Origin of the sequence: Gryllotalpicola reticulitermitis, assembly GCF_042651345.1 — a bacterium.
Classification (GTDB): Bacteria; Actinomycetota; Actinomycetes; order Actinomycetales; family Microbacteriaceae; genus Gryllotalpicola; species Gryllotalpicola reticulitermitis.
Map to the genome: position 1 here is coordinate 1,129,175 of NZ_JBHSCN010000005.1, position 25,013 is coordinate 1,154,187.

The following is a 25,013-nucleotide window of genomic DNA, read 5'->3' on the forward strand; positions in this document are numbered from 1 at the left end:
GGGACTTGGTATTAGTGTATCACACGTTCGACTCTCAACTGACAATCAATGCAAATTCGCACGACGAGTATCGAACTGATCGACACTCAGTCACCGCTCGTCTTCTGCTCGGCCAGGTTCGCCCAGTCGTGGGCGAAGATCTGGTCGAAATAGGCCGCGACCTGTGTGTTCTCGATGATCACTCCGGCGTCGCGGTTGTGCAGTGTGCCGGCGCTCGACCAGTTCTGACTCGACACCAGCACCTTCTCGCCGTCGACGACGACGCCCTTGTTGTGAACGTTGTTCTGCAGCTTCACGTCGTTCGTAACGTCGAGCCCGAGCGCCTGCAACTGTTCGAGGTACCCCGCAGTCTCGTACTCGCTCATGATGATCTGCAGCTCGACGCCGGCCTTCTGCCGGTCAATGACGGCCTGAACCAGATCGACGAACGCCTGGTTCGAGGAATCCGTCGTCTTGGGCAGCTCGATGTACTGGAACTGCATGTGCAGCGTCTTCGTCGCGCTCGCGATGAGCGCCTTGACTGCGTCCACGTAGACGCCCGGGTCGGGCGTCAGCAGCGGCGTGATGGTCATCTGGTCGGTGACCGACTTCGCGGCGAAGAACTGAGCGAAGGGCGGCGTCTCGACGGCGGGCTCAAGCAGCTCCGGCTGCTCAGCAGCAGCGGATGCCGTGTTGTGCTGCGACGCGATCGTGTAGTCGTTCTCGAGGTAGGCGCCGAACGTCTTCGTGAGGTCGGGGCTCTGCACGACGACATGCCAGTCACGGTCTCCCGAGCGCGCGGCCGTCGCGTCGCCGGAGTTCGTCACCGGGTCGATCGCCGGCTGGTTCGAGTTGTTCCAGTTCCCGCTCGAGAGCCAGAGCGTTGCCGAATCCTGCGCGGCGACCTTGATGTGGTAAGCGGTCTGGAAGATCGTCGCCGTCGCCTTGGGGTCCATGCCGGACAGCGCCCAGGCCTGCTCGAAATCGCTGCCGAGGGCGGTCTTGAGGTCGCTGACGGTCTGCTCGTCGGTCTGATCGGCGGTCGGATTCTTCGACGGGTGGTCGAGCGTCAGTGTGACGTCCTTCCCCTTCGTCGCGGCCTCGAATGCCTGCAGCACGTGCGCGGAGGTGAAGTCGTACATGCCGATCACGAGGTCGCTCTTCGCCTCACCGAGAAACGACTGCAGCTGGCCCCAGCCTGCGTCCGGCGACGCGGCAACCGAGATCGTGAGCTCACCCGAGACCGGCGTCAGGCTGACGCCCGCCGGCGGCGTGTAGGCCAGCTGCGTCTTCTTCGCGGCGGCGGCGAGGGCATCCGCCCCCGCTATGTCTTGCGGCTCGGCCTCGGGCGTGGCGACCGCGATCTCGTGCTCGAACTCCGGCACCTTGCCCTGGTCGGGTGCGGTCGCACCGTGCGCGGCATACGCCTGCGGAGTGACGATGGATGCCGCCTTCCGCGCCGACGCGACGCGCACATCGACGGGAGCGCCGCCGATCTCGGACGGCAGCCCGTGCGGGCGCTCGCCATCGACGGTGACGACGATGGCCGGGGTCGACGTGAGCCACCCGTCGACGAGCTCGAACCCTGGTCGCACGCTGAGCACGCCGGGCAGTCGGAACGCGTCGAGACGACGCGAGATCAGTTCAGGCAGTTCGGCGAACGTCGGGGTGTCAGTCACGGCCGCGACCCTACCCCGAACAGGTGACATCGCAACCCCCCGCGGAGGAGCCTGAACGGGCCCCGGCGAAAGCAGGCCGGGTTGGCCCGAGTCGGCCGCGGCGGCCCCAAGTCAGCCCGAGTCAGACGCCGAGGATCTCGCGGCGGAGCTGCGCGGCGCTGACGGATGCCGGTGGCCTGCGCTCCTCGGCGGCACGACGCGCCGCGCGCTGCAGACCCTCGTTAACCGGCGCGGGCACGCCGACACTGCGCGCGAGGCGTGCGATCTCGCCGTTCAGGTAGTCGCTCTCGATGCTGCCGGATCCGCGTGCGAGCGACTGCCAGCTGGAGCCGCCGAGCGGACCCTCCACTCCGGGCACGGGTCGCACGTCGAAGGCGTTGCCGCGCCACAGCGCTTCCTCGTCATCGCTCGGGATCGCGATGCCGGCCGCCGCGTAGACATCGAGGCCCTCCTGCCGGGTGCGCGCGTACAGGTCGCGGGCCGCCTGGTCATCGGTCTGCCCGAGGAGCGCCTGAAGGGAGTTGCCGAGGTTGCTGATCAGCTTGCGGTGCTTCCACGGCATCACGTCGTCGACGACGTGCACGCGGAACGTGGCGTGCTCCCAATCGGTGCGGAGCTCCTCGAGCAGCACGGCGTCGGCCGAGGCATCCGCCTCGTCGATCGCCTCGCCGTACCTGCCCACGATGAACACGCCGCTGACGGGGGCGATGCGCACGGTGAACTCGCCGGGCGCGAGGTGCACCGCCGGCAGCCACACGCACACGCCGAACACGCGGCGGAAGAATCGCAGCGCGAGGCGCTCGGCTTCGACGCCGTTGAGCGCGGTGAGCACGGGCAGCAGCTCGCCGGCGGTTCCGACCACGACGCCCGCCGAATCCTGCACCGGCTGGTCGACCCAATCGAGCAGCGCCCGCTGCAGCTGGTGGGTCTTCGTGGCGAACACCAGCACATCGTCGGTCGTGAGCGTCGCCTCGGACGGCTGGGTTGCGACCGGGGCGTCGACGCGCACCTCGTCGTCGGGGGAGCGCAGCAGCATGCCATCGGCCCTGATCGCCTCGGCGTTGTCGCCGCGGGCGATGACGAGCGGCGGTTGATCACTGTGCTGAGCAAGCCGCGCGGCAACGGTGCCGCCGATCGAACCTGCGCCGACGATGACGTATCTCACGCTCCCACTCTAAGGAGCGGCCGCGGATGCGGCACTTGTTGATCTCAGCGCTTGCCGGTGCCAGCGCTTGCCGATGTCCGTGGCGACGGATAGGAAGAATCCATGCCGGAACTCCCCGAGGTGCATGCGCTCACCGTCGATCTCGGCGCGCGCCTCACCGGCAGGGTCGTGAAGCGGCTCGACATCCTGGCGATCTCCGCGCTCAAGACGTTCGCCATCCCGCCCGACGCGCTGCGCGGCCAGACCATCAGCGGGGTGACCCGTCACGGCAAGTTCCTCGACATTCAGGTCGGCGACATCCACCTCGTCATTCACCTCGCGCGCGCGGGGTGGGTGCGGTGGCGCGCGGGCGAGCCGAAGACGAGTGCGCGCCCGGGCCGTGCTCCGCGGAATCCGCTCGCCGCTCGCCTGCTCCTCGAGCCCGACGGGGCCGGGCTCGACATCACGGAAGCCGGCACGAAGAAGAGCCTGCAGCTCCATCTCGTGCGCAACGCGAACGAGGTCGAGCGGGTGAGCACGCTCGGGCCGGAACCGCTCGACCCGTCGTTCACTCGCGAGGTGTTCGCGAGCATCCTGCGGGCGGCGGGGCGCGCTCAGATCAAAGGTGTGCTGCGCGATCAGGCGACGATTGCGGGAATCGGGAACGCGTACAGCGACGAGATCCTCTGGGCGGCGAAGATGTCGCCGTTCAAACCGGCGTCGATGACGGATGCTGAGACGGCACGCCTCTACGACGCGCTGCAGTCGACGCTGCATGACGCGATCGCCCGGTCCGACGGGTTGGCCGCGAGCGAGCTCAAGGCCGAGAAGCATGAGGGGCTGCGCGTGCACGGCCGCACCGGGCAGCCGTGCCCGGTCTGCGGCACGACGATCCGCCAGGTGACATTCGCCGACTCGAGCCTGCAGTACTGCCCCACCTGTCAGACCGGCGGGAAGGTGCTGGCAGACAGGGTGCTCTCCCGGTTGCTCAAATAAGCAGTTGCTCAAATGAGACTGGCGCTCATCTGCCCGGTTGATTGGCGTACCCTCAGAACTCGATGTACGTCCCAACCGAAGCCCTGTGGGCGCCGCAGTCCGAGCCGGAATCGCGCATCGAGCTGTCCCGTCGTCCGCTGGGGCGTCAGCTGCTCGCCGTCACCGGGCTCTACGCTGCATCGCGCATCTTTTCGACGGCTCTCATCATGCTCGCGACGTGGTTCGTCGTCACCCACGGCTGGCACATCCCGTGGCTGACGACGACGCCGTCGTTCTGGATCAGCGACGGCAGCTGGACTCCCAAGGTGCCGAGCCTCGCCGATATCTCCGCCCTGTGGGACGGCGCGCGCTACCAGTCCATCGCCACAGTCGGCTACCCGGTGCAGCTGCCGCGCACCAGCGACGGCGCCATCATTCCGAACACCTGGGCGTTCCTGCCGCTGTACCCGTACCTCGTCGCCGCGCTGCAGCTCGTGTTCGGCACCGGCTTCGCGTCCACGGGCGTCGTGGTCGCGTCGGTGTTCGGCGCTGCGGCGACCCTCATGCTGTACATCGTGGTGCGCGACCGGGTCGGCTACCGGCCGGCGTGGTTCACGGCGACCCTGTTCGCCTTCGGGCCCCTGGCGTTCCTGCTGCAGATGGCGTACGCCGAGAGTCTCTTCCTCTTCTTGATGTTCTCGGCGCTGTATCTCATGCAGAGACGCAAGTACTGGTGGATGCTTGCGCCTGCCGTCCTCGCCGCGTTCACCCGGCCGGGAGAGGTGGCGCTGGCGCTCGCCATCGCGGTCGTCTTCGTCGTGCGCTGGCGTGCGGCCCGACGCGACGCCGACCCGTTTCCCATCCGCCAGCGCGTGGCGATGGCGAGCGGCATCGTCGTGACCGGCCTGGCCGGCTTCGCCTGGCCGCTCGTCGCGTGGGTCGTGACCGGGTTGCCGAACGCATACACGGCGACGGAGCTGTCGTGGCGTGACGGATTCCTCGGCCACACGAACTTCCGCATCTTCACGGCCTGGTTCGAGCTCGCGGGCCGCTACCTCGGCGTCGGCGGCGTGCTCATCGTGGTGCTCGTGGTGGTGCTGTTCGCGCTGTGGGTGGGGCGGCGAGGCATCCGCCCGCTCGGAATCGAGATCGTCGCGACGACCGCGTCCTACGCGCTGTATCTGCTCGCTGTGTTCATGCCGCAGCAGAGCATCTTCCGCGTCGCGATGCCGCTCGCACCGCTGATGGGCGACCCGCGCATCGTCGAGCGCGCCTGGCTGCGGCGCGTGATCCTGTTCGTGGCGGTGGCGGCGCAACCCGTCTGTATCGCCGTGCTCTGGTTCTACGCGAACCCGTAGCCGACAGCGTCGCGCAGCACGCGCACGAGCTCGTCGGTGCGCCCGACCAGATCGTCGAACCAGGCGACGGGCTCGAACCGCTCGAGCTCGTCGCGCGGGTGGCCGCCGGTGCCGACTGCAACCCAGGGGATGCCCGAGCCGACCGCGCAGGCGCCGTCGTTGACGGTGTCGCCGATGATGACCGCAGACGGGTGCCTGGCCCGCGCCGCCTTCGCCATCTCGACCCGGTCGCTCCACTCACGGCCGAAGAAGGCGGCGTCCCAGTCGAACAGGGTCACGTCGAATCCGGCCGACTCGAGCTTCAGCCGTGAGACGGGTCGCCCGTTCCCGGTGAGGACCGAGTTGGTGAACCCCGCCGCTGCGAGAGTCGCGACGGCTTCGGCTGCGCCAGGAATCGCGACGCGCGGCACCTCGGCGAAGTGGTCGACGTAGAGGGCGTCGATCGCGGATTCGAGCGGCGTCAGGTCCTCGGGTACGGGGAGCTGCGCGTGCTCGAAGAGCCGCGTCCACACCATGCGCTCGGTAGCGCCCGCGCCGAACCCGGGCCGCTCGAGGTCGATGCCCAGCACATCGTGGATCGCGCGCATCTGCATGCGCGACCCTTCGCCGCGGGTCTCGTGCACGAGCGTGCCGTCGATGTCCCACAACACCAGAGGAGAATCGGATGCCTTCGCCGCGCCACTCACGGCACCAGCCTGTCAGGTTCTGGGGGGGCCGTGGGCCGTGGGCCGTGGGTGGGTGGCGCGCGGGTGCTGGGTGCTGGGCGCTGGGCTGTGAGCAGCCGCTGGCTCGATTTGGGCGGTGCCCGGAGCGGCTGTTATTCTATTCAGGTTGCGCCCGCGCGCCTGTAGCTCAACGGATAGAGCATCTGACTACGGATCAGAAGGTTGGGGGTTCGAGTCCCTTCAGGCGCACACTGTGTTGAGACAGTAGAACGCGAAAAGCCCCGGAATTCCGGGGCTTTTTCGTTTCCTGGGGCGAGTTGAGCAGCTGACCGACGCGCTCGGCGAACCCGGGAGCTCCGGCCGCCTCGCGTCGATGGTGTGCGGCGACAGCGCGTCAGCTGAGACGTGACGGAGGTTGAAGGTCACGAGCACTTCTGCGTTCGCTCGCACGGCCGCGGCGAAATCATGGCGGTCGCCGGCTTCGTTCGTCATCGCCGCTAAGGATCGCACTGGTGTCAAAGAATGCAAGGCCACTCGCCTACGCGTCCCCCTCGTCGGGACGTGAAGCAGCGCCACCCGCCCTGATGAAGCCGACGCGCTCAGGCTGGTCCCGGGCGGAGGGATTCCTTGGGATTCCCGCTGAGCGGCACCGACTCGTACAGCACCGGCGGTCGAAGGGGTGCTGCGAGAAGCGCCGCCAGCCGGGGGACGTTCGGCCGCATCCAGACGGCGTGCTCGTCGAACGCCTCAACGGAGGAGTAGGCCTGGATGATCGTCAACGGTCCGGTCTCATCGGGGGCCTGGTGCACGGAGTAGTGAGTGCAGCCCGGCTCCGCGTGGATGGAAACGGCGAACTCGGTCAACAGTGCGATGAGCTGATCGCGCTGTCCGTCTTTGGGCTGCATCTGGTTGATGCTCACGAACGTCGCCTTCGGGGAAGTCCCGTCGGTGCGCGGCCGTCCGTCGCGGCTGGGGTCTGGCATCACTTGGCCCCTCCAAGGCGCGCGAGGACATCGTCTGCGGCCCGGCGGTCGTGCAGCTGGAGATGCGCGCCCGGGGAGGTCGAGGCGGATGCCGCCACGGCGACGGCGCCGACCTGCTCGGCGGTGATCTGGGCGGTGTCGCCCGTCGGGATGTGTCGGGTCTTGACAGGGCCGAGTTCGAGCAGGAACACCCGCTTGGCATCCTGCAACTCGGCCGTCAGTACGCGGTGCATCATCTGGAGTGCGGCCTGCTCCATGCTCACGAGACCACTGCCGGGAATCGGCGTGGAGGCGGATTCGCCGACGATGATCGAGTAGGCGCCGATCCTGGTCATGCGGGGCAGGGCCGCTCGCAGCACCGCCATGTGCGTCGTCGCGAGCTCTACGAACGCGGTCTGCCAGTCAGCGTTGTCGATCTCCCAGAGCGTCTTGCCGTGCCACCAGCCGCCGATCGGGGCGACCACGTCATCGATGCCGCCGAGCCGGTCGAGCATCGTCGTCACGAGTGCATCCGCACCGGCGAAGGTTGTGTAGTCGTGTTCGAACAGGTGCAGGTGGTCGCCCGCCGCCGCCCCGAGGAGGCTGCGGAACTCATCCGCCCGCTCCAGGCTCCGGGTGGGGACGACGACATCGGCACCGGAGGCGAGGTAGGCGCGTACCGCGCCCTCGCCGACGCCGCCGGTGCCACCGGGAATGAGGACCCGCCGGCCGGACAGGTCGGGAGTCGAAGAGATGTCGGACATACAAATGCTCCTTCAGGAAACGGCGCAAGCAACGCTCGTGAACAATACGTTGGGGTAGCCAACGTTGGTGATCCCAATGTAACACGGAAAGTTGGGGTCCCCAACGGTTACGCTGGGTCAGTGGCCGAGATGGATGATGACCCGCTGGCGCCGGCACGGTTGCGGGCCCTGGCGAGCTGGCAGGCGAGCCGGGTTTCCACGATCGGCGCCCGTATGACCGCCCGGCACATGCCGCTGACGGCGCGCTCTGATTTCGCCGTCCTGGCCGCACTGGAGGAATACGGTCCGCTCAGCCAGGCGGAGCTCGGCCGACGGCTTGGGCTCGACCGCAACGACGTCAGCGGCATCGTGACCCGCCTCGCCGCCGGCGGTCATGTCGACCGACGGCCCGATCCGGATGATCGGCGTCGCAATGAGGTGAGCCTTACTGGCCCGGGTCTGCGTCGCCTCGACGAGATCCAGCACCACGCCGATGCGGCGCAGGCGGAGCTCCTCGCCGGACTCAACGAGGGGGAGCGGAACCAGCTCAACCTGCTGCTGTCGAAGGTTCTGGCAGCACACAGACCAGAGCCTGCCTAAGCCGCTACCTCCGCTGCGCCGGTCAATGCCTCCGTGTTGATGCCACGCCATTCGCCGCGGGTCCCACGCTCTGCCGCACTGTGAGCGTGGGCACCGGAAGCACGCGGTCGCCGTTGGAGTCGAATGTGTCCTCGCTCATCGGGAGCGCCGGCCTCGCGTACGCCCGTGCGCTGTCGCCCGCGTGGGCGTGGTTACCCAGAAGGTCGAGCAGTCGGAGCGTCAATTGCTGGCCGAACTCGACGATCGGATGTTTGAGCGCGGTGATCGGCGGCATGGCTACCTCGCACAGCGGTGAGTCGATGAACGACGCGATGGAGATGTCGTCGGGCACCCGTAACCCGAGCGCGTGGCAGGCCGAGACACCGGCCAGCGCCATGATGTCGCTGTCGAAGACGAGGCACGTAGGCGGCGTATCCGAGCGCAGCAGTTCGACGGCGGCGTTGGCGCCGGCAGCCGGGCTGTAGTCGGTGAATACGGTGACGACGGACGCCTCGTGCTCCCGCGCCCAGAGCAACGTGGCTCGCTCGCGAACGAGCACCGCGGCCTTCAAAGGGTCTCCACTGATCCAGCCGATGCGGCGATGGCCATGCTCCAACACGTGGTCCAGCAGCCCCGACACTGTGGGCAACTCGGGCAGCCACACCGACGGGGCGTGCGCACCGCCACTAGGCGCCGGTTCGCCAGAGACCCCCGGCTGAACGTTCAGCCGGCTGTGGAAAGCAGCGAAGGGCAGCCCGAGCTCATTGAGACGGTCGAATCGCCAGTCGGGGGCATCCACGTCGGACAGCAGGACTCCGTCGACACGGCGCTCGGCCGCCCAATGCGCGTAGAGCTCGTCCTCCTCCTCGCGCTCGGTGACGAGTTTCGCAACCAGAGACAGCGGGGTGGCGGCGAGCGCAAGCTCAATGCCGGAGAAGAGCTCGGTGAAGTACGGATCGATGGTGGGCGATTTGGGGGTGCGCACGATCGCCCAGCCGAGGGCATCCGCTCGCGAACCTGACAGCGCGCGCGCGATCCCGTTCGGGAACCATCCGAGCGCCGTGGCGGCGTCGCGCACGCGGGCGCGGGTGGCGTCGGAAACGCCTGGGCGGCCATTGAGGGCGTGTGACGCCGCACCCTTGCTCACGCCGGCGGCACGGGCAACATCGGCGATTGTCGGGCGAGCGGGCATGGGGGAACTTTAGGTCATATTCCTCTTGCGGATGTTGTCAAAACACTTGCGCGGGCTCTTGAGTAGTAAACCGGTTTTGCGATAACGTCTCGGCCAGGTAATAAACCGGTTTACTTCGGTGCACCAAGAACAAGGGAGTTCGAACGTGGATAGCGACGCAGTTCGTCGGCTCAGCCGACGCGGATTCATTGGAGTGGGAGCGGCGGCGGCCGTGACGCTCGGCCTAGCGGCATGTGCGCCGAACAGCGGCGGTACCACTCGCGGCGGGGGCACGCTCAAGTTCTGGGACATGGTGTGGGGCACCGGCACCCCCTACACGAACGCTTCGCGCAAGATCGCCAGCGCGTACAAGCCGACGGGCAAGAACCTCGGGGTCACCTTCCAGTCGGTGCCCTGGGATAACTGGTACCAGACATTCACGTCGGCGGCGGCATCGAAGACGACCCCGGCGGTTGCGTCGGGTGCTGCGTTCCTGCCGTTCTACTTCCTGGAGCAGGGTGCCGTCGCTCCGGCCGACGACCTCGTCAAACTGCTCGACAAGAACGGCACGAACGACTTCCTGCCGGGTCTGCTGCCGTCGATGAAAACGAGCAAGGGCTACGCTGGCGTGCCGTGGTCTCTTGATCTTCGCGTTCTTTGGGTCAACACGAGCATCTTGGAGAAGGCCGGCGCGGAAATCCCGACCGACTGGGACAGCTTCATCACCGCAGGATCGGCACTGAAGAAGCAGGGCGTGGTCGGCTTGGGCATGGCTGCCGGCAGCACTACGACCGACGCTCAGCACACCGTCGGCGCACTCCTCATCAATAACGGCGGCGGCCTGTTCGACGCGGACGGAAACCCGGATTGCGTCACGGATCGCAACGTCGAGACGCTGGACTTCCTCAATGAGTGCGTTCAGAAGGGAATCATCGATCCCAACGCCGCGAGCTACACGTCAGACAATCTTTCGAACGACTGGCTGAGCGGGCACATCGGAATGGGCTTCAACCAGACCGGCCTCGACAAGACCTTCCCGGCGGCCAAGCAGGGTGACGTGAAGGTCATCGACCCGCTCACGGGCCCCCACGGCGACAAAGGAACGGTCTACTACATCAACCCGCTGATGATGTTCACGACGACGCCGTCGCAAACCTCCTCCGAGGCGTTCCTCGCCTATTACCTCGACCAGATCCACGTGTACTGGACGAGTGGCGTCGACACCGACCTGCCGGTGAAAAAGTCCATCACGAACCTTCCGGTGATCCAGAACAACCCGAACCTCGTTAAGTCGATCAACGAGTGGCAGCCGATCGGGCAGACAATCGGCGCGAAGGATCCCCACGCGTTCGGTGCCCTGAACGCGGTGGATGGCGGCTCCGCGAGCGCGGCATTTGTGCAGCAAATCGTGCAGGGCAAGCAGTCGTCAAAGCAGATCCTGGAGACGCTACAGGCGGCACTCGAGAAGCTGGTCAAGTAGCGCGTGAGCACGCACACTCTCTCATCTGGACCGACCGCTCTCGTGCGTCGCCGCGGGCGTCGAGGCGCTGTGTTGGGACGTCGCATGACTATGACGACGTTCGCGTTGCCCGCCTTGATCGTGATGCTGGTGGTGAACGCGTACCCGGTGATCTACGCGGCCGTCCAGTCCCTGCACAATGGGTCGCTTTTGCAGACTGGACCGTTCGTCGGACTCAGCAACTTCGGCGCAGCGCTGACTGATCCGGCGTTCTGGGCAGCGGCACGGTTCACGCTGATCTTCGCGCTGTGCGGCGTCTTGGGGAGCTGGGTGATCGGGTTCGCGCTCTCGCTGCTCCTCCATCCGGACTTCCCGGGCAAGTCTCTCTACCGGGTGTTGCTCCTTGTCCCGTGGATCGTGCCGATCGTGGTGTCGTCAATGAGCTGGAACTGGCTCGTGGCCACGCGTACCAGCATCGTGCCGGAACTGGCGCGGAGCGTCGGCATGGGCAACGTTCTCTTCCTCGCGAACCCGACGCTCGCCGCGGTGGTGGTGTGCGTCTTCAAGGTGTGGATCAGCTACCCGTTCATGATGATGATGTCGTCGGCCGCGCTGGAGACGATCGACCCGAGCGTCTACGAAGCGGCGCGCGTAGACGGAACGACGGGCTGGCAGCAGCTGCGCTACATCGTTCTCCCCATCACAAGTCGGTCGACGTACATCAGCTGGATCCTGATGGCGATGTTCTCCGTGAATGACTTCGCCACGATCTACCTGATCACTGGTGGTGGCCCCGTCAATTCGACGACGTCGCTTGTCGTTCTCGCGTATCAGTCCGTCTTCCAGAACTTTCAGCCGGGGTATGGCGTCGCGGTTGCATTCCTCATGACAGCGGCACTCGTGATCATCTCGGTCGTGCTGTTCCGGCAGATTCGAAAGGCTGGCCTCGAATGAGCTCGCAGACACAGCAGGCTGCAGTGGCCGCGTTAGGCTCTGCGCGGCCGGGGGAGCGGCCATCCTCGAGTAGCCCAGAGCTGCGAGGGCAGATTCTTCAGCGTCGCCGCCGCGTCGCAGGCATTCGTCGCTCGCTCATCGTCGGCGTTGTCACCCTCGTCCTGCTGGTTCCGATCCTCGTCGTGTTGTGGCTGTCGCTACGGCCGAGGCTGTACTCGAACATCCCGGGGCCGACGCTGAGCAATTACAGCTACATCTTCGGGCATACCCAGGTGCTGGTCTGGCTGGGTAACAGTCTGCTGGTCTCGATCCTGGCCACCGTGGTCTCAGTCGCGGTAGCTGCGCCAGCCGGCTACGTCCTTTCGCGTGGTCGGGGCCGCGTGGTGTCTGCTTTCTCGCTGCTCATCTTCGTCGTGCAGAGCTTTCCCGTCGTGGTGTTCATCATCCCGCTCTTCATCCTGTTCTCCGCGGTCGGGCTGGTCGACTCGCTCGGCGGGGTGGCCATCGTGTATGTCGCCTCATCGACATCCGTCGCGTGTTGGATGATGGCGGCGTACTTCGACACGATCCCCATGGCTCTCGAGGAGGCGTCGTGGATCGACGGAGCGTCACTGTTCGGGGGCTTTGTGCGCATCGTGTTGCGCAACTCGCTCCCCGGCATACTGTCCACGGCGATCTACAGCTTCTTGCTCGCCTGGAACGACTACCTCGTCGCGCTCGTGTTCCTGCGCTCTGATTCGCAGTTCACGCTGCCGATCGGGCTGCAGACGTTTTTCCAGCAGAACCAGACGGACTGGGGGCCGGTCATGGCCTGCGCGGTCGTGATGCTCGCGCCGCCAGTAATCGTGTTCGCCGTCCTCCACCGCTTCTTCAGCGTCGGCGGCATCGGCGGCTCGCTCGCCGGTCGGTGAGCGTCACCGCGCCGACTTTACGCGGTCGACCTCGCGCCGGCACGCCTCACCCATTTGTCCGTCACCGACCGCTGTCTGATTGGCCAATCGAATGTCTCTCACAGAAGCAAGTCCCGCTGCGATCTTCCTTGCCGCACGACATGACGCCGTCGGAGTACTCGCGGACCGGGTCGTTCCGCGGGACGATTGGCCGTCGGCGTCAGACGCGGGGGCGCTCGAATTCCTCGGCACCGTGTTGGGCGAGCGCGAGGATTGGATTCCGCGGCTCGACGAGCTGCTCACGGCGATCGACCCCACCACTAGCGAGCACTGGGAGTGGTTCGCGCAGCTCATCAGTGGCGGGTTCTATGCGGACCCGGCGAATGGTGGCAACCGAGGCCGTGCATCGTGGCGAATGCTCAACTGGCGACCTGAACCGAGAGACGGCTGGCCGGCGACGGTTCCTGTTGATGACGCTCTCGTTACCCCGACGACGCCCGGCGCACTGAGACAACGATATGACGCCATCGTGATCGGTTCGGGTGCGGGCGGTGGCGTGGCGGCGGCGGGGCTCGCTGAGAGCGGCTATCGCGTTCTGGTCGTTGAGGCAGGTGGGTGGCCGACGGTGGGGGATCTGTCTCGTGACCACATTCGCAATCCCCGGTCAGAATGGAATCTCTCCGTGCTGAGCGGATTCGCCGACTTCGGACACCCTCGTGTGCTGGCTAACAGTGACGGCGAGCACGTGCTGCGTGCGTCGGACCAGGGCTACAGCAACAACGCGTCGACGGTTGGGGGCGGCACCCGCGTCTATGGCGCCCAGGCATGGCGCTTCGCGCCGATCGATTTTCGGATGGCGTCAACGTACGGCGTGCCGGCGGGCAGCTCACTCGCGGATTGGCCCATCGGCTACGAGGACCTCGAGCCGTTCTATTCGCGTGCGGAGTGGGAGCTCGGCGTGAGCGGCGACGTGCGCGATGGCGCGCATTCTGGGTCCCGGTCGAGGCCGTATCCGATGCCGCCGCTGCCCAGAACGCGGCCGGGCAATCGTCTTCGGGACGCGGCAGCGCAGCTCGGCGTCGAGACGGTGGCACCTCCGCTGTTGATCAACTCCCGCCCATACCTCGGCCGGTTGGCTTGCGTACAGTGCGCGCAGTGCGTCGGCTTCGCATGCCCGGTTGACGCAAAGAACGGCAGCCAGAACACCATGCTGACCCGGGCTTTCGCGACTGGCAACTGCAGCATCGTCGTCGCCGCAACCGCCGAGCGCATCGTGACCGATGCCAGCGGGCGAGTCACCGGGGTCGCGCTGGTCGGCGAGTCGCACGACGGCATCTGGCGCCGCAGCATCGATGCCGAGCAGGTTGTAATCGCGGGTGGCGCCGTCGAGTCAGCGCGGTTGCTGCTCAACAGTGCGAGTTCACGCGAGCCGAACGGCCTCGGAAACAATGCCGACCAGGTCGGTCGTCACTTGCAAGGGCACGTGTATGGCGGTGCGACGGCGCTGTTCGAGGACCCGATCGTCGATCTGCGCGGCCCGGGTCCGTCGATCGCGATCACGCAATACCGGCACGGCAATCCCGGAATCATCGGTGGCGGCATGATCGCAGACGAGTTCGTCCCCACGCCGTCGAACACATACAGATACCTGGTCTCGGCTGGCTTCCTGCCGTCGTGGGGCGCAGGCGCAAAGCGAGGCATGCGCGAGCTTGCCGAACGGATGCTCCGCGTGATGGGCCCGATCCAAGAAGTAACCAGCGCCGATTCGCGTGTGTCGATCGACTCGCGCGTCACTGATCGATTCGGTATCCCGGTTGCGCGCCTGTCTGGCGCACTTCACCAGGAGGACTATCGCGCTCGCGACTTCTTGGCCGACCGTGCGAGCGAGTGGCTGGAAGCTGCCGGAGCGACGCGCATCGCGCTGATCGGCCGCGGCCGGTCTGATTGGGCGCCGAGCGGGGGACAGCATCAGGCCGGCACTTGCCGGATGGGCTCGGACCCCGCAAGCTCTGTTGTGGACCCAGAAGGCCGCGTGTGGGGGCACGACAACGTGAGGGTCGCCGACGGATCGGTTCATGTCACGAACGGGGGTGTCAACCCTGTTCTGAGCATCCTCGCCAACTCGCTCCGCATCACCGACCTGATGGTCCGCGCGGGGCGCTGAGGCCGCTTTGGCACGCGGCGCCATCGCCAAACTCGTGTAACCGGCGCCCGCGACACACGCGGACCTCGAGGCGGAGGTGGGAATCTGCAGAGTTCCGCTCTCGCCTGGAGGTCCTCGTCGCAGCGACGGCGCGTCAGAGAGTGACTACGAGCTTCTTCGCGGAGACGCCACGCCTGAGCTGCTTGAGCCCGGCGGGGATCGCGTCGAGGCCGTGGCCGACGACCTCGGCGTCGGGAGCGCTGCGGTAGGCGCCGGTCGCGAGGGCGGCGGGGAGCAAGTCGACGAACACGGCCGGGCCGACCTCGTTGTCCTTGAGCGTGCCGCCCCAGATGCCGCTGACCTGCACGCCGAGTCGCTTGGCACCCCGCGACTGCAGCCGGGTGACGAACGCGGGGGCGGCCGAGGCGACCCGCTTGGTGCCGGGTGCGCGGGCAGCGAGCTGCATGACCGGGCGCACTGAGCCGTTGCCGATCGCGAGCGAGCCGGCCAGCGGACTGTCGCCGATCGCCGCGACGAGCTCGTCGACCGCGGTCGCGCTGTTCCGATCGACGGTCGCGGCGGCGCCGAGAGTGCGGAGGTACTCGAAGTTACGCGGCGATGCGGTGGCCACCACTCGGTAGCCGGCGCCCCGGGCGAGCTGGATCGCGTTGCTGCCGACCCCGGTCGAGCCGCCCCAGACGAGTACCGTCTCCGGCCGTTCGGGCGGATTCGCCGTCGGCAGCGCGAGACCGAGGTGGTCCTGTTGGAACAGCCCGGTCGCCGCAGTCGCCAGCTGCAGCGGTAGCACAGCGGCCTGCTCGAAGCTCATCGTCTCGGGAATCGGCGAGACCATGTGCTCCATCAGCACGGCGAAGTTCTGGAATGCGCCCTCGGCCGGCCGGTTCTGGGAGCGTTCGAGACCGAGCGCGAGCCCAAGAATCCGATCGCCCGCATGAAATCGGGTGACGCCCGCGCCTACCTCCACGACGTCTCCGGCGACGTCCCCGCCGAGGACTGCGGGGAACTTCAGCCACGGTGCGACAAGTCCGAGCAGAACGCCGCTGACGCTGTCGACCAGATTAAGGCCGACCGCGCGCACGCGCACGACGATCTCGCCCGGCCCAGGCGGGGTGTACGGCGCGGGGCCGACCGTCAGTCGGGCGAAGCGGTTGCGCAGCCACAGCGCGGTGTTCTGTTCGGGCACGGCATTTGCCTTTCGATGATGACATGCGATGCCATCACTGTATCAGTGACGACACGGCATGTCATCACGTAGGCTGAGTGAATGAGCCGGTGGAGTCCTGACGCGCGCGAGCGTCTCGAGGCCGCCGCCCTCGACCTCTTCGAGGAGCAGGGCTTCGCGGCCACCACCGTCCCGCAGATCGCCGAGCGCGCAGGGCTGACCACCCGGACCTTCTTCCGGCACTTCGCCGACAAGCGCGAGGTCATCTACGCAGACGATCAGCTCCCCGCCATTGCGCGGCGCATCCTCGCGGAGGCCCCGTCCGATGCGGACCCCCTCGAACTCATCGTGGAGGGCATCCGGCGCTTCGCCGATGACGAACTCGAGCAGCAGCGCGCGAAGGTACTGCGACGCACCGCGATCATCATGTCTGACGCCGGGCTGCTGGAGCGAAGCCTGCGCAAGCGCGCCGACCTCGCCGCAGCCATCCGTATCGGCTACCTCGAGCGAGGCATCCCCACAACGACTGCCACGCTGCTCGCCGAGACCGTCGCGAGCGTCGTCGAGACATCCCTCGCGGCCTGGGTCGGTGGCGACGATGGCCGCCCGCTCAGCGACATCACCGCCGAGCAGCTGCGGATGCTTCGTGCCGCGCTCACGACGGACGCGACCCGCCTCGATGCCCAGGGGAAGTCCTGACGGGCGGCGGCGCGGGCGCAAATACGCTGCTCAGCGCGTGAACGACTGAGAGGCGACGCCGTTGACGGTCGTCCCGCCCTGCTGCCAGTCACGTGCCGTCGCCTCGAGGAAGGCGAACGGGAAGCCGAGCTCGGGCGTGGTCAGCTCATCGAGGCGGTGGAGCTCGTCCGCCGGGACGTCGATGTCGAGCGAGCCGAGGTTCGCGTCGAGCTGCTCGACGGTGCGGGCGCCGATCAGCGTGGTCGTGACCGGTTGCTGCTGGCGAACCCAGGCGAGCGCGACGGATGACACTGAGGTGTCGAGCTCCGCGGCGATGCGTCCCAGCTCGTCCAGGAGGGCGAAGGTGCTCTCTGTGAGGTAAGGGGAGGGACGCAGCGCCGCGCGACCTGAGCCCTCGGGCTTCAGATTGACGCGGGTGTACTTGCCGGAGAGCACGCCGCCGGCCAGTGGGCTCCACGGCGTGACACCGAGACCGAGTGCGCGCGCCGCGCCGAACAGCTCGCCCTCAACCGTGCGCTGCACCAGGGAGTACTCGACCTGAATGCCGGCGATCGCCGACCACCCGCGCAGCTCCGCGATGGTCGCCATGCGTGACACGGCCCAGGCCGGCGTGTCAGACAGGCCGATGTAGCGGATCTTGCCGGCGCGCACGAGGTCTTCGAGTGTGCCCAGGGTCTCGTCGACGGGCGTGTGCCGATCCCAGTTGTGCAGCCAGTACAGGTCGACGTAGTCGGTGCCGAGCCGGGCGAGGGATGCCTCGAGCTGCTGCACGATCGCCTTACGGCCGGCGCCTCCGCCGTTCGGGTCGCCGGGGAACATGTTGCCCGCGAACTTCGTCGCGAGCACGACGCGATCGCGCAGGCCCGGATGCTTCGCGAAGTAGCCGCCGAGCGTCTCTTCCGAGCGGCCACCCGTGTAGCCATTCGCGGTGTCGATGGCGTTGCCGCCCGCGTCGAGGTAGTGGTCGACGATCGCTTCGGAGGCTGCGGTGTCAGCGCCCCAGCTGGGGTCGCCGAAGGTCATTGCGCCCAACGTCAGTGGGCTGACACGCAGGCCGGTGCGGCCGAAGGTGCGGAAGTCGGTGAGGTTCACGATAAAGCTCCAATCAGACTGACTAGTCGGAATTAAAAGTACGCTGTACTGACGCGGACGTCAAACCGACTAGTCAGTCGGATATACTGGAAGCCATGGCCTACGACTCTGCGGCGATGCGTCAGCGCTTTCTGGACGCGGCCTTCGACGAGTTCGTCCAGCACGGCCTTGCGGGTGCGCGCGTCGATCGCATCGCCGCAAAGGCGGGCGCGAGCAAACAGGCGATCTACTCGTACTTCGGGTCGAAGGAAGGCTTGTTCGATGCCGTCCTCACGCAGCGGCACCACCAGATGATCGAGGCCGTTCCGCTCACGCCCGACGATCTGCCCGGCTATGCGGGGGCCATCTATGACTACCTCACGGAGCATCCCGAATACGCGCGCCTCACGATGTGGCGCCGGCTCGAGCGCGAGGACGCATCCGAGGCGGATGTCGAGGCCTACCGCTCCAAGCTCGGCCAGCTCGAGCACGCCGTCGGGGTCGACACCACCAAATGGGGTGTGATCGACGTGATTCTGCTGGTGCTTGCCGCGGCGAACGCGTGGGAGAGCATGGCGCCAGGCATCCGTAACCTCGATCCGGATGCGACGGGGCCCGCCGATCGTCGAGCCCGGGAACGGCGCGCACTGACCACCGCTGTCGCGGCGGCCGCGGCCGCGTTGACGGCCCCGGCATCAATCGATAGTTAATGGCTTGACTATTAACTACTTACCTATCTAGGCTCGAAGGGCGGCGCTGACCGCGGCCCCGGAGAGCGCCTCCGGCGGCGTTGTACCGAAGGACGGCCATGATGACGGCAGAAACCGACGCGATCGCTGTGGTGCGACGCAGCCTGGCGCTGTGCCGAGCGGGCAAGGACCGCCCGCACACCGCCGACGGCGACGCGAACTCGCAGGAACTGATCAACCAGGAGTGGAAACCGGTCGATCCGGACGGTGAATCGATGGATCTCGGCATCCTGCTCACCATGACGGGGCCGCGCATCGAGTTCTTCGACGAGCAGGTCCTGAACGCCATCGCAGGCGGGATCACCCAGGTAGTGATCTGCGGGGCGGGATTCGACGACCGGGCTCTGCGCTTCCGCACCCCGGGGCTGCGATTCTTCGACCTCGACCTGCCCGAGGTGTCGGCCGAGAAAGCTCGCCGGCTCCGCAGCGGCGGCGCTGACACGTCCCGGCTGACGCTCGTCCCGATCGACTTCCGCACCGACGACGTCGCCGCGGCACTGGACGTCGCCGGCCACGACGCGAGCCAGCCGACCCTGTTCCTCGCCGAGCACCTGTTCGTCTTCCTGACGAAGAGGGACGTGATCGCCCTCCTCGCCGGCCTGCACCGGCGCGCTGCAGCGGGAAGCCGTCTTGCGGCGACGCTGGAATCGCACGCCGCCGGTCTCGACTCCGACACGGTGATCGCCGAGTTCAACAGGGAATTCTTCGGCGACATCGTGGCGATGCCGTCGATCTACTCGCGGAGCACGTTCCTCACTCTCTTCGTCGACGCCGGCTGGGCGGTCGAGGCGCCGGACGTCGTCAGAGGCGTCCCGCACACGGATGTCATCGACACGGAGTTCGTCTCCGCGATCGCGTGATCGCGTGATCGAGCGATCGAGCGATCGAGCGATCGAGTGATCGAGTGATCGCGTTATGCGCGTCGCATGGTCCTAGCCGCGTCCGTTAGCGTCGGCCGTATGCCATCCCGTCGCCCGGTCGCCGTCAGCGCTCTTGAGAAGCTCCGCGTGATCAACTGGGCGCAGGTCAGAGCCGGGCAGGAGTGGATTCGCAGTCGCGGACTGACGCTGCAGCAGGCATTCGTCCTCAACTATCTGGCCGAGCATCCGGGAGCGATGCAGCGCGACATCGCGAACGCGACGCGCACCACCGCCGCGAACGTCTCCGGCGTGGTGCGCGGGCTGGAGGGCCGGGGGCTCGTCGAGCGGCGCACCGCCACCGGCGACGAACGCAGCAAGCGCGTCCACGCCACATCCGCAGGACTCGCGCTCCTCGACGGACGCGACGCGGCGATGGCCGCCGTCGACGAGAGCCTCCTCGCGCCGCTGGACCCGTCGGAGCGGGAGTTGTTCGATCACCTCCTCGACAAGATCACGGCCGGACTTCCCGCGCCAGAACCCGAGCAACTCGAGAGCGACTAGACATCGCGGTTAGACACCGCGGCTGCGCGCCGAGACTAGGGACCGCGCCACAGGCATCCGGGCCTGACCGGCGCCGGGGACCGCGAGACGCGCGATCACGCGGAAGGCGCGTCGTATTCCGACGGCTGGTTGAAGATCACTGCGAGCGCGACGATCTTGCCGTTGCGGATCGAGAAGTAGTTGCTCAGGATCAGCTCGTCCGGCAGGTTCGTCTTGTCGTAGTCGCCGTCGTAGCGGCCGCGCACGATCACGTCGCCGTAGTGGTCGAGCACCTCGACGGGGTCGATGGTGACGTGGTCGCCGACCATCTCCTTCTCGACCCACCGGCGCACAGCATCCGTGCCGCGGATCTCGCGCCGCGCGTCGTTGACGTACGCGTCCTCTGCGAACGTCGCCATGATCGCGTCGACGTCGAACGAGTTGACGGCGCGCAGGTGCTCGGCGACAACGCCGTCCAGGGGGATCTCGGTAGCCATGCTGGCTCTCCTTTCGTGTCGTTCTCGGGCTGTTCCCGGAACTGGTTCCACGTTGGGCGATGCCGCAAGGGGAGGGTCAAGTCGCTGTCGGCACTGGACTCTCCCCTTACCGGAGAGTCCACACTGGGCTCATGTCCGAGCTGCTGTCGATCGGCGACTTCGCCCGCGCCACCCACCTGAGCGTCAAGGCGCTGCGGCATTATCACGAGCAGGGGCTGCTGGAGCCGGCGCAGATCGACCAGGCATCCGGGTACCGCCGCTACGGGCTCCGTCAGATCGGGACCGCGCAGATCATCCATCGCTTCCGTGACCTCGGGATGCCGCTGGAGGACATCCGAGACATCCTGCACACCAGTGATCTGTCTGCCCGCAACGAGCTGATCGCACGCCACCTTCGCCGCCTCGAGCGCGAGCTCGCCGGCACCCAGGCTGCCGTCGCGTCACTGCGCGATCTGCTCGAGCATCCGCAGGTCGCGACCCCGATCGAGCACCGACGGCTGCCGGCGCGCCGCGTGGCCGCCGTGACCGGAGACGTCGCGACTCCTGACATCGGCGCCTGGTACAACGGCGCGCTGGGCGAGCTGTACGCGGTCGCCGACAGCCAGCACGTCGAGCCGACGGCCGCTGCCGGGGGAATCTATGCCGACGAGGTGTTCACGGTCGAACGCGGTGAAGCCACCGTCTACCTGCCGATCGCGGCGCAGCTGCGGCCAGCCGGACGCGTCCACCTGCGTGAGCTGCCACCGGTGGAGCTGGCGGTGATCGGCCACGACGGCCCGGACGAGGGGATCGACCGCGAGTACGGCGCCCTTGCCGACTACGTGAGCCGCCACGCCTTGGCGGTCGAAGGTCCGATCCACGAGTTCTACCCCGTCAACCGGCACCACACCGCGGACCGCACCCAGTGGCGCACCGAGATCGGCTGGCCGATCTTCGCCACGGCGACGACCCCGTGAGCGGGCCGTGACCGGGGCCTTAGCGTCGCGGAGTCGGCCGGGGTTCGCGCGCGGCTCACCGTGTCGCTGCGGCGCGGCGGATCATCTCGATGGTTCTGCCGGGGTCATCGACCTCGATGACGAGGTATGCCAGCCGGTTTCCGTCGAGCTCGATGACGATCGCTGAGCCGCCGTAGCGGTACAGCCACCAGCTTGGGCCGTCCGCGCCGACCATGTATCCGGCGCGCACGCGCCCCGGCAGCCCTGTGCCGCCCACGCGCAGGTTGGCAGGATGCGACGAGCGTGGGTCGGGGTCAGCTCGGCAACCGACGACCTGGTTCAGTGACGCGACGATCCGTGTGGTGAGGGACAACACCTTCCACGGGCCGCGCGGGACGACGATGAGGCGGCCGTCCTCGATGATGACGTCGGCGAGTCCAGCCGCATCCGATCCAGCCGCGTCCGAACGTGCGCGCCGAGCTGAATTGATGCCCCACCATACGATCGCAAGGACCCCGACGGCCGCACCGACCCCGATGAGCACTCCGCCGAGAGCCTGCACGGTTGTCAGGCTACGCCGCGCGAGCCGGGCGAGCAGAGCCGGCCGGGCGAGCCGAGCGAGCCGGGCGATGCCGCAGGGATGGGAGGATCGCTTCCATGGCAGATGAGCTGGACCGCGGTGCGCTGGTCGCCACGATGCGGCCGTGGTCCGTCGGCATCAATGCCGCCGGCTACCCCGTCTCCGCCGGCTTCCCCGGTGCTCGTCGGTTCCAGATCTACGAGGGTGGCCTGCTCGTCCAGGCCCTGTCGGTCGTGCAGTTCATCGAGCGCGCTGAGATCCTGGCGATCCTGCGAGTGCCGCTCGGCGTGCGCGTGCACTGGGAGCTCGGCGCGGGCGAGGGAATCGCCTTCGTATCATCGCCGGCGCGCGGTCGCATGATCCGGGCGCTGGAATCAGCCGGCTACACCGTGGCCTGACCCGTGCCCGGAATACGCTCGACTGGTGCGCCTGTACCTGTCGTCGTACCAGCTTGGTGACCGCCCCGACCTGTTCGCGAGTCTGGTCACCGGTGACCGGCGCGGCTGGGTGGTCATGAATGCGCTCGACGGTTTGGACGAGACGCGCCGTCAGGCCGATGTCAGCGTGCAGATCGCCAATCTGGGTGCGCTGGGCCTTCGTGCCGAAGACCTGGATCTGAGGAACTACGACCCGGCCACGTTGAGCGAGCGCTTCGGGGCGCCGGACTTCGTCTGGATCCGCGGAGGGAACGTCTTCACGTTGCGGGCGGCGATGGCGAGATCAGGGTTGGACGCCATCGTCACCGAGCGGTTGCGTCAGGACACGATGGTCTATGCGGGCTTTAGCGCGGGTGCGTGCGTGCTCGCGCCAAGCCTCGCGGGCCTCGAGCTCTGCGACCCGACCGACGTGTGCGCCGCCACGTACGGGACGGTCCGGTATGACGGCCTCGGAATCCTCGATCGTCCGGTCGTTCCGCACCTGCACTCGCCGGGCCATCCCGAAACCGAGATTCTCGGAGACGTGGCTGCCCAGTATGCAAGCGCCAGACAGCCGTTCTGGCCGTTGCGCGACGGGCAGGCGCTGGTCGTGAATGGGAGCAGCGTCGCGGTCGTATAGCGCGCAGGGCGCTGGGCGCTGGGCGCTCGCATCCGCAACGGGCGTTCACGCGCCGGACGGCCGGGCGGTCAGACCGGGCGGTCACACCGGAACAGCCGCCTCGCGCAGCGCGGCTTGAACCGCCGCGATCGCGGGGTTGGTCTGTGCGACGGCACGGGTGGTGACCACCACGCGCCGATGGTGCTCCGGCGACAGCAGACGGCGGTGCACGTTCGATTCGGGGTGCGGCGGAAGCAGGTCGGGCAGGAACGCGACGACGTGGCCGGCGCCGGCGAGTCGCTCGTGCACGACGACATCCGTCGACTCGAACTGGATGTCTGGCTCGAAGCCCGCGGCGCGGCAGGCCGCCACGGCCCATTCGCGGGCGGGGCTGCCCTCAGGTTCCAGGACCCACGGGGCGTCGGCGTAGGCCCGTAAGGTCTCGTGCGATGGCGCGTGCGCCGATTCGGACAGGCGCATCGGGTCGGTGAAGAGCAGCTGCTGGTGCAGGAGCGCGGACCGCGCGAGCGGGTAGCCGGGGTAGACCTCGTCGACGACGAGGTCGAAATCGCGGGGGAGCAGGCCGGAGCGAGCGAGCTCGGACTCGGCCTGGACGATCTCGACTCGCAGCAGCGGGTGGTGCTCCTTGAGGTAGGTGAGCGCCGGGGGGAACAGCGCGAGCACCGCGGTCTGGAACGCGGCGACGCGCACGGTCCCGCTGATCTCCTCGCGAGAGCGTGCCAGGTCGGCCTCGGCCTGTTCGAGGCGATTGAGGATCGCCTCGGCGTGCGTGACCAGGATGTGCGCCTGCGGGGTGAGCCGCAGCCCCCGGCCGTCAGGTTCGAGGAGCGTGGCGCCGACCTCTCTCTGCAGCAGTTTGAGTTGCTGCGAGACGGATGCCGAACTGTAGTTGAGAGCCTCCGCCACGGCGGCGATCGTGCCGCGGAGCGAGAGCTCACGAAGGAGCCGCAAGCGGTGCAGATCGAACTTCACAGGCACTCGCGCTCCAATTGTTCGGCTTCTCTTAACGATAGTAGGCGGACAATGTTGCTTTTCCTGAGGTAGGCGATGACCGCACCATCGTCTGCATGGTGGAACTGACAACCGAAGCCCTGTGGTACGCGAATCCGACGAGTCGAGGCTGGTCGTGTGAGCCGCCGGTAGAGACTGCGATCGAGTTCCACCGCGGGCTGCCGGGCTACGCGCCGACGCCGCTCGTCGAGAGCCCCGCGCTGGCAGCCAAGCTCGGCGTCGGCCGCGTGTTCATCAAGGACGAGTCACAGCGTTTCGACCTCGGCGCCTTCAAGTTCCTGGGCGCTTCGTGGGCCGTGCATCGCACGATCGCGGAGAATCCGACCGCTGTCACGATCACGACCGCGACCGACGGCAACCACGGCCGGGCCGTCGCGCGCATGGCGCGCGAACTCGGGCTGGACGCGGTGGTCTTCATGCCGCGTGCCGTGCCCGTGCTCGCCGTCGACCGCGTCCGCGCCGAAGGCGCCGAGGTCACGGTGCTCGAGACGGACTACGACGGCGCCGTCAAGGCGGCGCGCGCCTACGCCGACAGCCACCAGAACGTCGTGATCGTCCAGGACACTGCATGGGAGGGCTACGAAGACGTACCCGGCTGGATCGTCGAGGGGTACTCGACGCTGTTCGTCGAGATCGATGAACAGCTTGCGCAGCTGCACGCACCTGAGCCCACGATCGTCGCCGTGCCGGCTGGTGTCGGCAGCCTCGCGCAGGCTGCCGTCGCGCACTACCGCAACACTGCGGTCGCGCGGCCGCCCCGCCTGCTCGCCGTCGAGCCGGACACCGCGGCCTGCGTGCTGGCGAGCGTGCGCAGCGGCCGACTCGAATCGGTCGAGACGGCCGGCACGATCATGAACGGATTGAACTGCGGCACGCCGTCGTCACTCGCGTGGCCGTATCTGCGCGGCGGCCTCGATGCCGTGATCGCCGTGACGGATGCCGCATGCCGCGCCGGCATGGAGACGCTCGCCTCAGCCGGGGTGCCATCGGGCCCGTCCGGCGCCGCGGCGTTCACCGGCATCCGTGCCGCTCTGACCGGCGCCGGCGCAGCCGAGCGCCGCGCCCAGCTCGGCATCGACGCGAGCTCGACCATCGTCTGCCTGTCCACCGAAGGCCCCATCCGCTGAATCC

General features: G+C 67.6%; 26 protein-coding genes and 1 tRNA gene. 16 read left to right on the top strand and 11 right to left on the bottom strand.

Annotated elements, in window-relative coordinates:
- Positions 1–86: 86 nt before the first annotated feature.
- Together ACFOYW_RS12405 and ACFOYW_RS12410 are read right to left on the bottom strand one after the other, a co-directional pair.
- Positions 87–1,658 carry a phospholipase D-like domain-containing protein gene (locus ACFOYW_RS12405; protein WP_390229274.1) on the bottom strand — a complete coding sequence of 524 codons (1,572 nt, stop codon included), beginning with the start codon at positions 1,656–1,658 and terminating at the stop codon, positions 87–89.
- Positions 1,659–1,779: 121 nt separating this feature from the next.
- Positions 1,780–2,823, bottom strand: a complete 1,044-nt coding sequence (locus ACFOYW_RS12410) for a ketopantoate reductase family protein (protein WP_390229276.1) — start codon at positions 2,821–2,823, stop codon at positions 1,780–1,782.
- Positions 2,824–2,925: 102 nt separating this feature from the next.
- Between ACFOYW_RS12410 and ACFOYW_RS12415 the strand changes: the two genes are divergently transcribed.
- Together ACFOYW_RS12415 and ACFOYW_RS12420 are read left to right on the top strand one after the other, a co-directional pair.
- Positions 2,926–3,798: an Fpg/Nei family DNA glycosylase gene (locus tag ACFOYW_RS12415; protein ID WP_390229278.1), complete on the top strand. Its 873-nt coding sequence runs from the start codon at positions 2,926–2,928 to the stop codon at positions 3,796–3,798.
- Positions 3,799–3,860: 62 nt separating this feature from the next.
- The gene (locus ACFOYW_RS12420; RefSeq protein ID WP_390229280.1) at positions 3,861–5,135 is read left to right on the top strand and encodes a hypothetical protein; all 1,275 of its coding nucleotides are present in this window, start codon (positions 3,861–3,863) and stop codon (positions 5,133–5,135) included.
- Here ACFOYW_RS12420 and ACFOYW_RS12425 read toward each other — a convergent pair.
- Positions 5,120–5,821: an HAD family hydrolase gene (locus ACFOYW_RS12425; RefSeq protein WP_390229282.1), complete on the bottom strand. Its 702-nt coding sequence runs from the start codon at positions 5,819–5,821 to the stop codon at positions 5,120–5,122. The genes ACFOYW_RS12420 and ACFOYW_RS12425 overlap by 16 nt on opposite strands.
- A 155-nt stretch (positions 5,822–5,976) precedes the next feature.
- Between ACFOYW_RS12425 and ACFOYW_RS12430 the strand changes: the two genes are divergently transcribed.
- A tRNA-Arg gene (locus ACFOYW_RS12430) sits at positions 5,977–6,049 on the top strand.
- A gap of 350 nt (positions 6,050–6,399) precedes the next feature.
- Here the strand turns inward: ACFOYW_RS12430 and ACFOYW_RS12435 are convergent.
- Together ACFOYW_RS12435 and ACFOYW_RS12440 are read right to left on the bottom strand one after the other, a co-directional pair.
- Positions 6,400–6,783, bottom strand: coding sequence for a putative quinol monooxygenase (locus ACFOYW_RS12435; RefSeq protein ID WP_390229284.1), 384 nt, complete (start codon positions 6,781–6,783; stop codon positions 6,400–6,402).
- Positions 6,783–7,526, bottom strand: coding sequence for an SDR family oxidoreductase (locus ACFOYW_RS12440; RefSeq protein ID WP_390229286.1), 744 nt, complete (start codon positions 7,524–7,526; stop codon positions 6,783–6,785). The genes ACFOYW_RS12435 and ACFOYW_RS12440 overlap by 1 nt, the downstream gene beginning before the upstream one ends.
- Positions 7,527–7,655: 129 nt before the next feature.
- Between ACFOYW_RS12440 and ACFOYW_RS12445 the strand changes: the two genes are divergently transcribed.
- The gene (locus ACFOYW_RS12445; RefSeq protein ID WP_390229652.1) at positions 7,656–8,105 is read left to right on the top strand and encodes a MarR family winged helix-turn-helix transcriptional regulator; all 450 of its coding nucleotides are present in this window, start codon (positions 7,656–7,658) and stop codon (positions 8,103–8,105) included.
- Positions 8,106–8,127: 22 nt separating this feature from the next.
- On the opposite strand, the gene ACFOYW_RS12450 is transcribed toward ACFOYW_RS12445, so the two are convergent.
- Positions 8,128–9,276 carry a LacI family DNA-binding transcriptional regulator gene (locus tag ACFOYW_RS12450; protein ID WP_390229288.1) on the bottom strand — a complete coding sequence of 383 codons (1,149 nt, stop codon included), beginning with the start codon at positions 9,274–9,276 and terminating at the stop codon, positions 8,128–8,130.
- Positions 9,277–9,421: 145 nt separating this feature from the next.
- On the opposite strand from ACFOYW_RS12450, the gene ACFOYW_RS12455 reads away from it, so the two are divergent.
- The 4 genes from ACFOYW_RS12455 (at position 9,422) to ACFOYW_RS12470 (ending at position 14,722) form a co-directional block, all read left to right on the top strand.
- Positions 9,422–10,735, top strand: coding sequence for an ABC transporter substrate-binding protein (locus tag ACFOYW_RS12455; protein ID WP_390229290.1), 1,314 nt, complete (start codon positions 9,422–9,424; stop codon positions 10,733–10,735).
- 84 nt (positions 10,736–10,819) lie between these two features.
- The gene (locus tag ACFOYW_RS12460) at positions 10,820–11,668 is read left to right on the top strand and encodes a carbohydrate ABC transporter permease (protein WP_390229292.1); all 849 of its coding nucleotides are present in this window, start codon (positions 10,820–10,822) and stop codon (positions 11,666–11,668) included.
- The gene (locus ACFOYW_RS12465) at positions 11,665–12,579 is read left to right on the top strand and encodes a carbohydrate ABC transporter permease (RefSeq protein WP_390229294.1); all 915 of its coding nucleotides are present in this window, start codon (positions 11,665–11,667) and stop codon (positions 12,577–12,579) included. Before ACFOYW_RS12460 ends, ACFOYW_RS12465 begins: the two co-directional genes overlap by 4 nt.
- Before the next feature lie 91 nt (positions 12,580–12,670).
- Positions 12,671–14,722 carry a GMC oxidoreductase gene (locus tag ACFOYW_RS12470; RefSeq protein ID WP_390229296.1) on the top strand — a complete coding sequence of 684 codons (2,052 nt, stop codon included), beginning with the start codon at positions 12,671–12,673 and terminating at the stop codon, positions 14,720–14,722.
- A 133-nt stretch (positions 14,723–14,855) separates the two neighbouring features.
- Here ACFOYW_RS12470 and ACFOYW_RS12475 read toward each other — a convergent pair whose 3' ends face one another.
- Positions 14,856–15,905, bottom strand: coding sequence for a zinc-binding alcohol dehydrogenase family protein (locus ACFOYW_RS12475; protein ID WP_390229298.1), 1,050 nt, complete (start codon positions 15,903–15,905; stop codon positions 14,856–14,858).
- A gap of 81 nt (positions 15,906–15,986) precedes the next feature.
- Between ACFOYW_RS12475 and ACFOYW_RS12480 the strand changes: the two genes are divergently transcribed.
- On the top strand, positions 15,987–16,583 hold the full coding sequence (locus tag ACFOYW_RS12480) for a TetR/AcrR family transcriptional regulator (protein ID WP_390229300.1): 597 nt from the start codon (positions 15,987–15,989) through the stop codon (positions 16,581–16,583).
- 30 nt (positions 16,584–16,613) lie between these two features.
- Here the strand turns inward: ACFOYW_RS12480 and ACFOYW_RS12485 are convergent, their stop codons facing one another.
- Entirely contained in the window at positions 16,614–17,675 is a 1,062-nt protein-coding gene (locus ACFOYW_RS12485; protein WP_390229302.1) for an aldo/keto reductase, read from the bottom strand.
- A gap of 95 nt (positions 17,676–17,770) precedes the next feature.
- Between ACFOYW_RS12485 and ACFOYW_RS12490 the strand changes: the two genes are divergently transcribed.
- The 3 genes from ACFOYW_RS12490 to ACFOYW_RS12500 all read left to right on the top strand — a co-directional run bounded on the left by ACFOYW_RS12490 (position 17,771) and on the right by ACFOYW_RS12500 (position 19,824).
- Positions 17,771–18,364, top strand: coding sequence for a TetR/AcrR family transcriptional regulator (locus tag ACFOYW_RS12490; RefSeq protein ID WP_390229304.1), 594 nt, complete (start codon positions 17,771–17,773; stop codon positions 18,362–18,364).
- Positions 18,365–18,465: 101 nt separating this feature from the next.
- Positions 18,466–19,263 carry a class I SAM-dependent methyltransferase gene (locus ACFOYW_RS12495; protein WP_390229306.1) on the top strand — a complete coding sequence of 266 codons (798 nt, stop codon included), beginning with the start codon at positions 18,466–18,468 and terminating at the stop codon, positions 19,261–19,263.
- A gap of 99 nt (positions 19,264–19,362) precedes the next feature.
- On the top strand, positions 19,363–19,824 hold the full coding sequence (locus ACFOYW_RS12500) for a MarR family winged helix-turn-helix transcriptional regulator (protein ID WP_390229308.1): 462 nt from the start codon (positions 19,363–19,365) through the stop codon (positions 19,822–19,824).
- A 95-nt stretch (positions 19,825–19,919) separates the two neighbouring features.
- Here ACFOYW_RS12500 and ACFOYW_RS12505 read toward each other — a convergent pair whose 3' ends face one another.
- Entirely contained in the window at positions 19,920–20,300 is a 381-nt protein-coding gene (locus tag ACFOYW_RS12505) for a nuclear transport factor 2 family protein (RefSeq protein WP_390229310.1), read from the bottom strand.
- A 131-nt stretch (positions 20,301–20,431) separates the two neighbouring features.
- Here ACFOYW_RS12505 and ACFOYW_RS12510 point away from each other — a divergent pair, with 131 nt between their 5' ends.
- On the top strand, positions 20,432–21,256 hold the full coding sequence (locus ACFOYW_RS12510; RefSeq protein WP_390229312.1) for a MerR family transcriptional regulator: 825 nt from the start codon (positions 20,432–20,434) through the stop codon (positions 21,254–21,256).
- 55 nt (positions 21,257–21,311) lie between these two features.
- On the opposite strand, the gene ACFOYW_RS12515 is transcribed toward ACFOYW_RS12510, so the two are convergent.
- Positions 21,312–21,797 (bottom strand): hypothetical protein, encoded by a 486-nt coding sequence (locus ACFOYW_RS12515; RefSeq protein ID WP_390229314.1) that lies wholly within the window; start codon positions 21,795–21,797, stop codon positions 21,312–21,314.
- A gap of 95 nt (positions 21,798–21,892) precedes the next feature.
- Here ACFOYW_RS12515 and ACFOYW_RS12520 point away from each other — a divergent pair, with 95 nt between their 5' ends.
- A complete protein-coding gene (locus ACFOYW_RS12520) occupies positions 21,893–22,213 on the top strand; it encodes a hypothetical protein (RefSeq protein ID WP_390229316.1) in 321 nt (106 codons plus the stop codon).
- 25 nt (positions 22,214–22,238) lie between these two features.
- Positions 22,239–22,871 carry a Type 1 glutamine amidotransferase-like domain-containing protein gene (locus tag ACFOYW_RS12525; protein WP_390229318.1) on the top strand — a complete coding sequence of 211 codons (633 nt, stop codon included), beginning with the start codon at positions 22,239–22,241 and terminating at the stop codon, positions 22,869–22,871.
- Positions 22,872–22,952: 81 nt separating this feature from the next.
- Here the strand turns inward: ACFOYW_RS12525 and ACFOYW_RS12530 are convergent, their stop codons facing one another.
- A complete protein-coding gene (locus tag ACFOYW_RS12530) occupies positions 22,953–23,849 on the bottom strand; it encodes a LysR substrate-binding domain-containing protein (protein WP_390229320.1) in 897 nt (298 codons plus the stop codon).
- An 89-nt stretch (positions 23,850–23,938) separates the two neighbouring features.
- On the opposite strand from ACFOYW_RS12530, the gene ACFOYW_RS12535 reads away from it, so the two are divergent.
- Complete coding sequence (locus ACFOYW_RS12535) at positions 23,939–25,009, top strand: pyridoxal-phosphate dependent enzyme (protein ID WP_390229322.1); 1,071 nt, start codon at positions 23,939–23,941, stop codon at positions 25,007–25,009.
- Positions 25,010–25,013 lie beyond the last annotated feature (4 nt).

Coding starts and splice junctions, on each gene's coding strand:
- ACFOYW_RS12415 (WP_390229278.1), top strand. CDS start 2,926: ATGCCGGAACTCCCCGAGGTGCATGCGCTCACCGTCGATCTCGGCGCG.
- ACFOYW_RS12420 (WP_390229280.1), top strand. CDS start 3,861: ATGTACGTCCCAACCGAAGCCCTGTGGGCGCCGCAGTCCGAGCCGGAA.
- ACFOYW_RS12435 (WP_390229284.1), bottom strand. CDS start 6,783: ATGCCAGACCCCAGCCGCGACGGACGGCCGCGCACCGACGGGACTTCC.
- ACFOYW_RS12440 (WP_390229286.1), bottom strand. CDS start 7,526: ATGTCCGACATCTCTTCGACTCCCGACCTGTCCGGCCGGCGGGTCCTC.
- ACFOYW_RS12445 (WP_390229652.1), top strand. CDS start 7,656: ATGGATGATGACCCGCTGGCGCCGGCACGGTTGCGGGCCCTGGCGAGC.
- ACFOYW_RS12450 (WP_390229288.1), bottom strand. CDS start 9,276: ATGCCCGCTCGCCCGACAATCGCCGATGTTGCCCGTGCCGCCGGCGTG.
- ACFOYW_RS12460 (WP_390229292.1), top strand. CDS start 10,820: ATGACTATGACGACGTTCGCGTTGCCCGCCTTGATCGTGATGCTGGTG.
- ACFOYW_RS12465 (WP_390229294.1), top strand. CDS start 11,665: ATGAGCTCGCAGACACAGCAGGCTGCAGTGGCCGCGTTAGGCTCTGCG.
- ACFOYW_RS12470 (WP_390229296.1), top strand. CDS start 12,671: ATGTCTCTCACAGAAGCAAGTCCCGCTGCGATCTTCCTTGCCGCACGA.
- ACFOYW_RS12480 (WP_390229300.1), top strand. CDS start 15,987: ATGAGCCGGTGGAGTCCTGACGCGCGCGAGCGTCTCGAGGCCGCCGCC.
- ACFOYW_RS12490 (WP_390229304.1), top strand. CDS start 17,771: ATGGCCTACGACTCTGCGGCGATGCGTCAGCGCTTTCTGGACGCGGCC.
- ACFOYW_RS12495 (WP_390229306.1), top strand. CDS start 18,466: ATGACGGCAGAAACCGACGCGATCGCTGTGGTGCGACGCAGCCTGGCG.
- ACFOYW_RS12500 (WP_390229308.1), top strand. CDS start 19,363: ATGCCATCCCGTCGCCCGGTCGCCGTCAGCGCTCTTGAGAAGCTCCGC.
- ACFOYW_RS12505 (WP_390229310.1), bottom strand. CDS start 20,300: ATGGCTACCGAGATCCCCCTGGACGGCGTTGTCGCCGAGCACCTGCGC.
- ACFOYW_RS12510 (WP_390229312.1), top strand. CDS start 20,432: ATGTCCGAGCTGCTGTCGATCGGCGACTTCGCCCGCGCCACCCACCTG.
- ACFOYW_RS12520 (WP_390229316.1), top strand. CDS start 21,893: ATGGCAGATGAGCTGGACCGCGGTGCGCTGGTCGCCACGATGCGGCCG.
- ACFOYW_RS12535 (WP_390229322.1), top strand. CDS start 23,939: ATGGTGGAACTGACAACCGAAGCCCTGTGGTACGCGAATCCGACGAGT.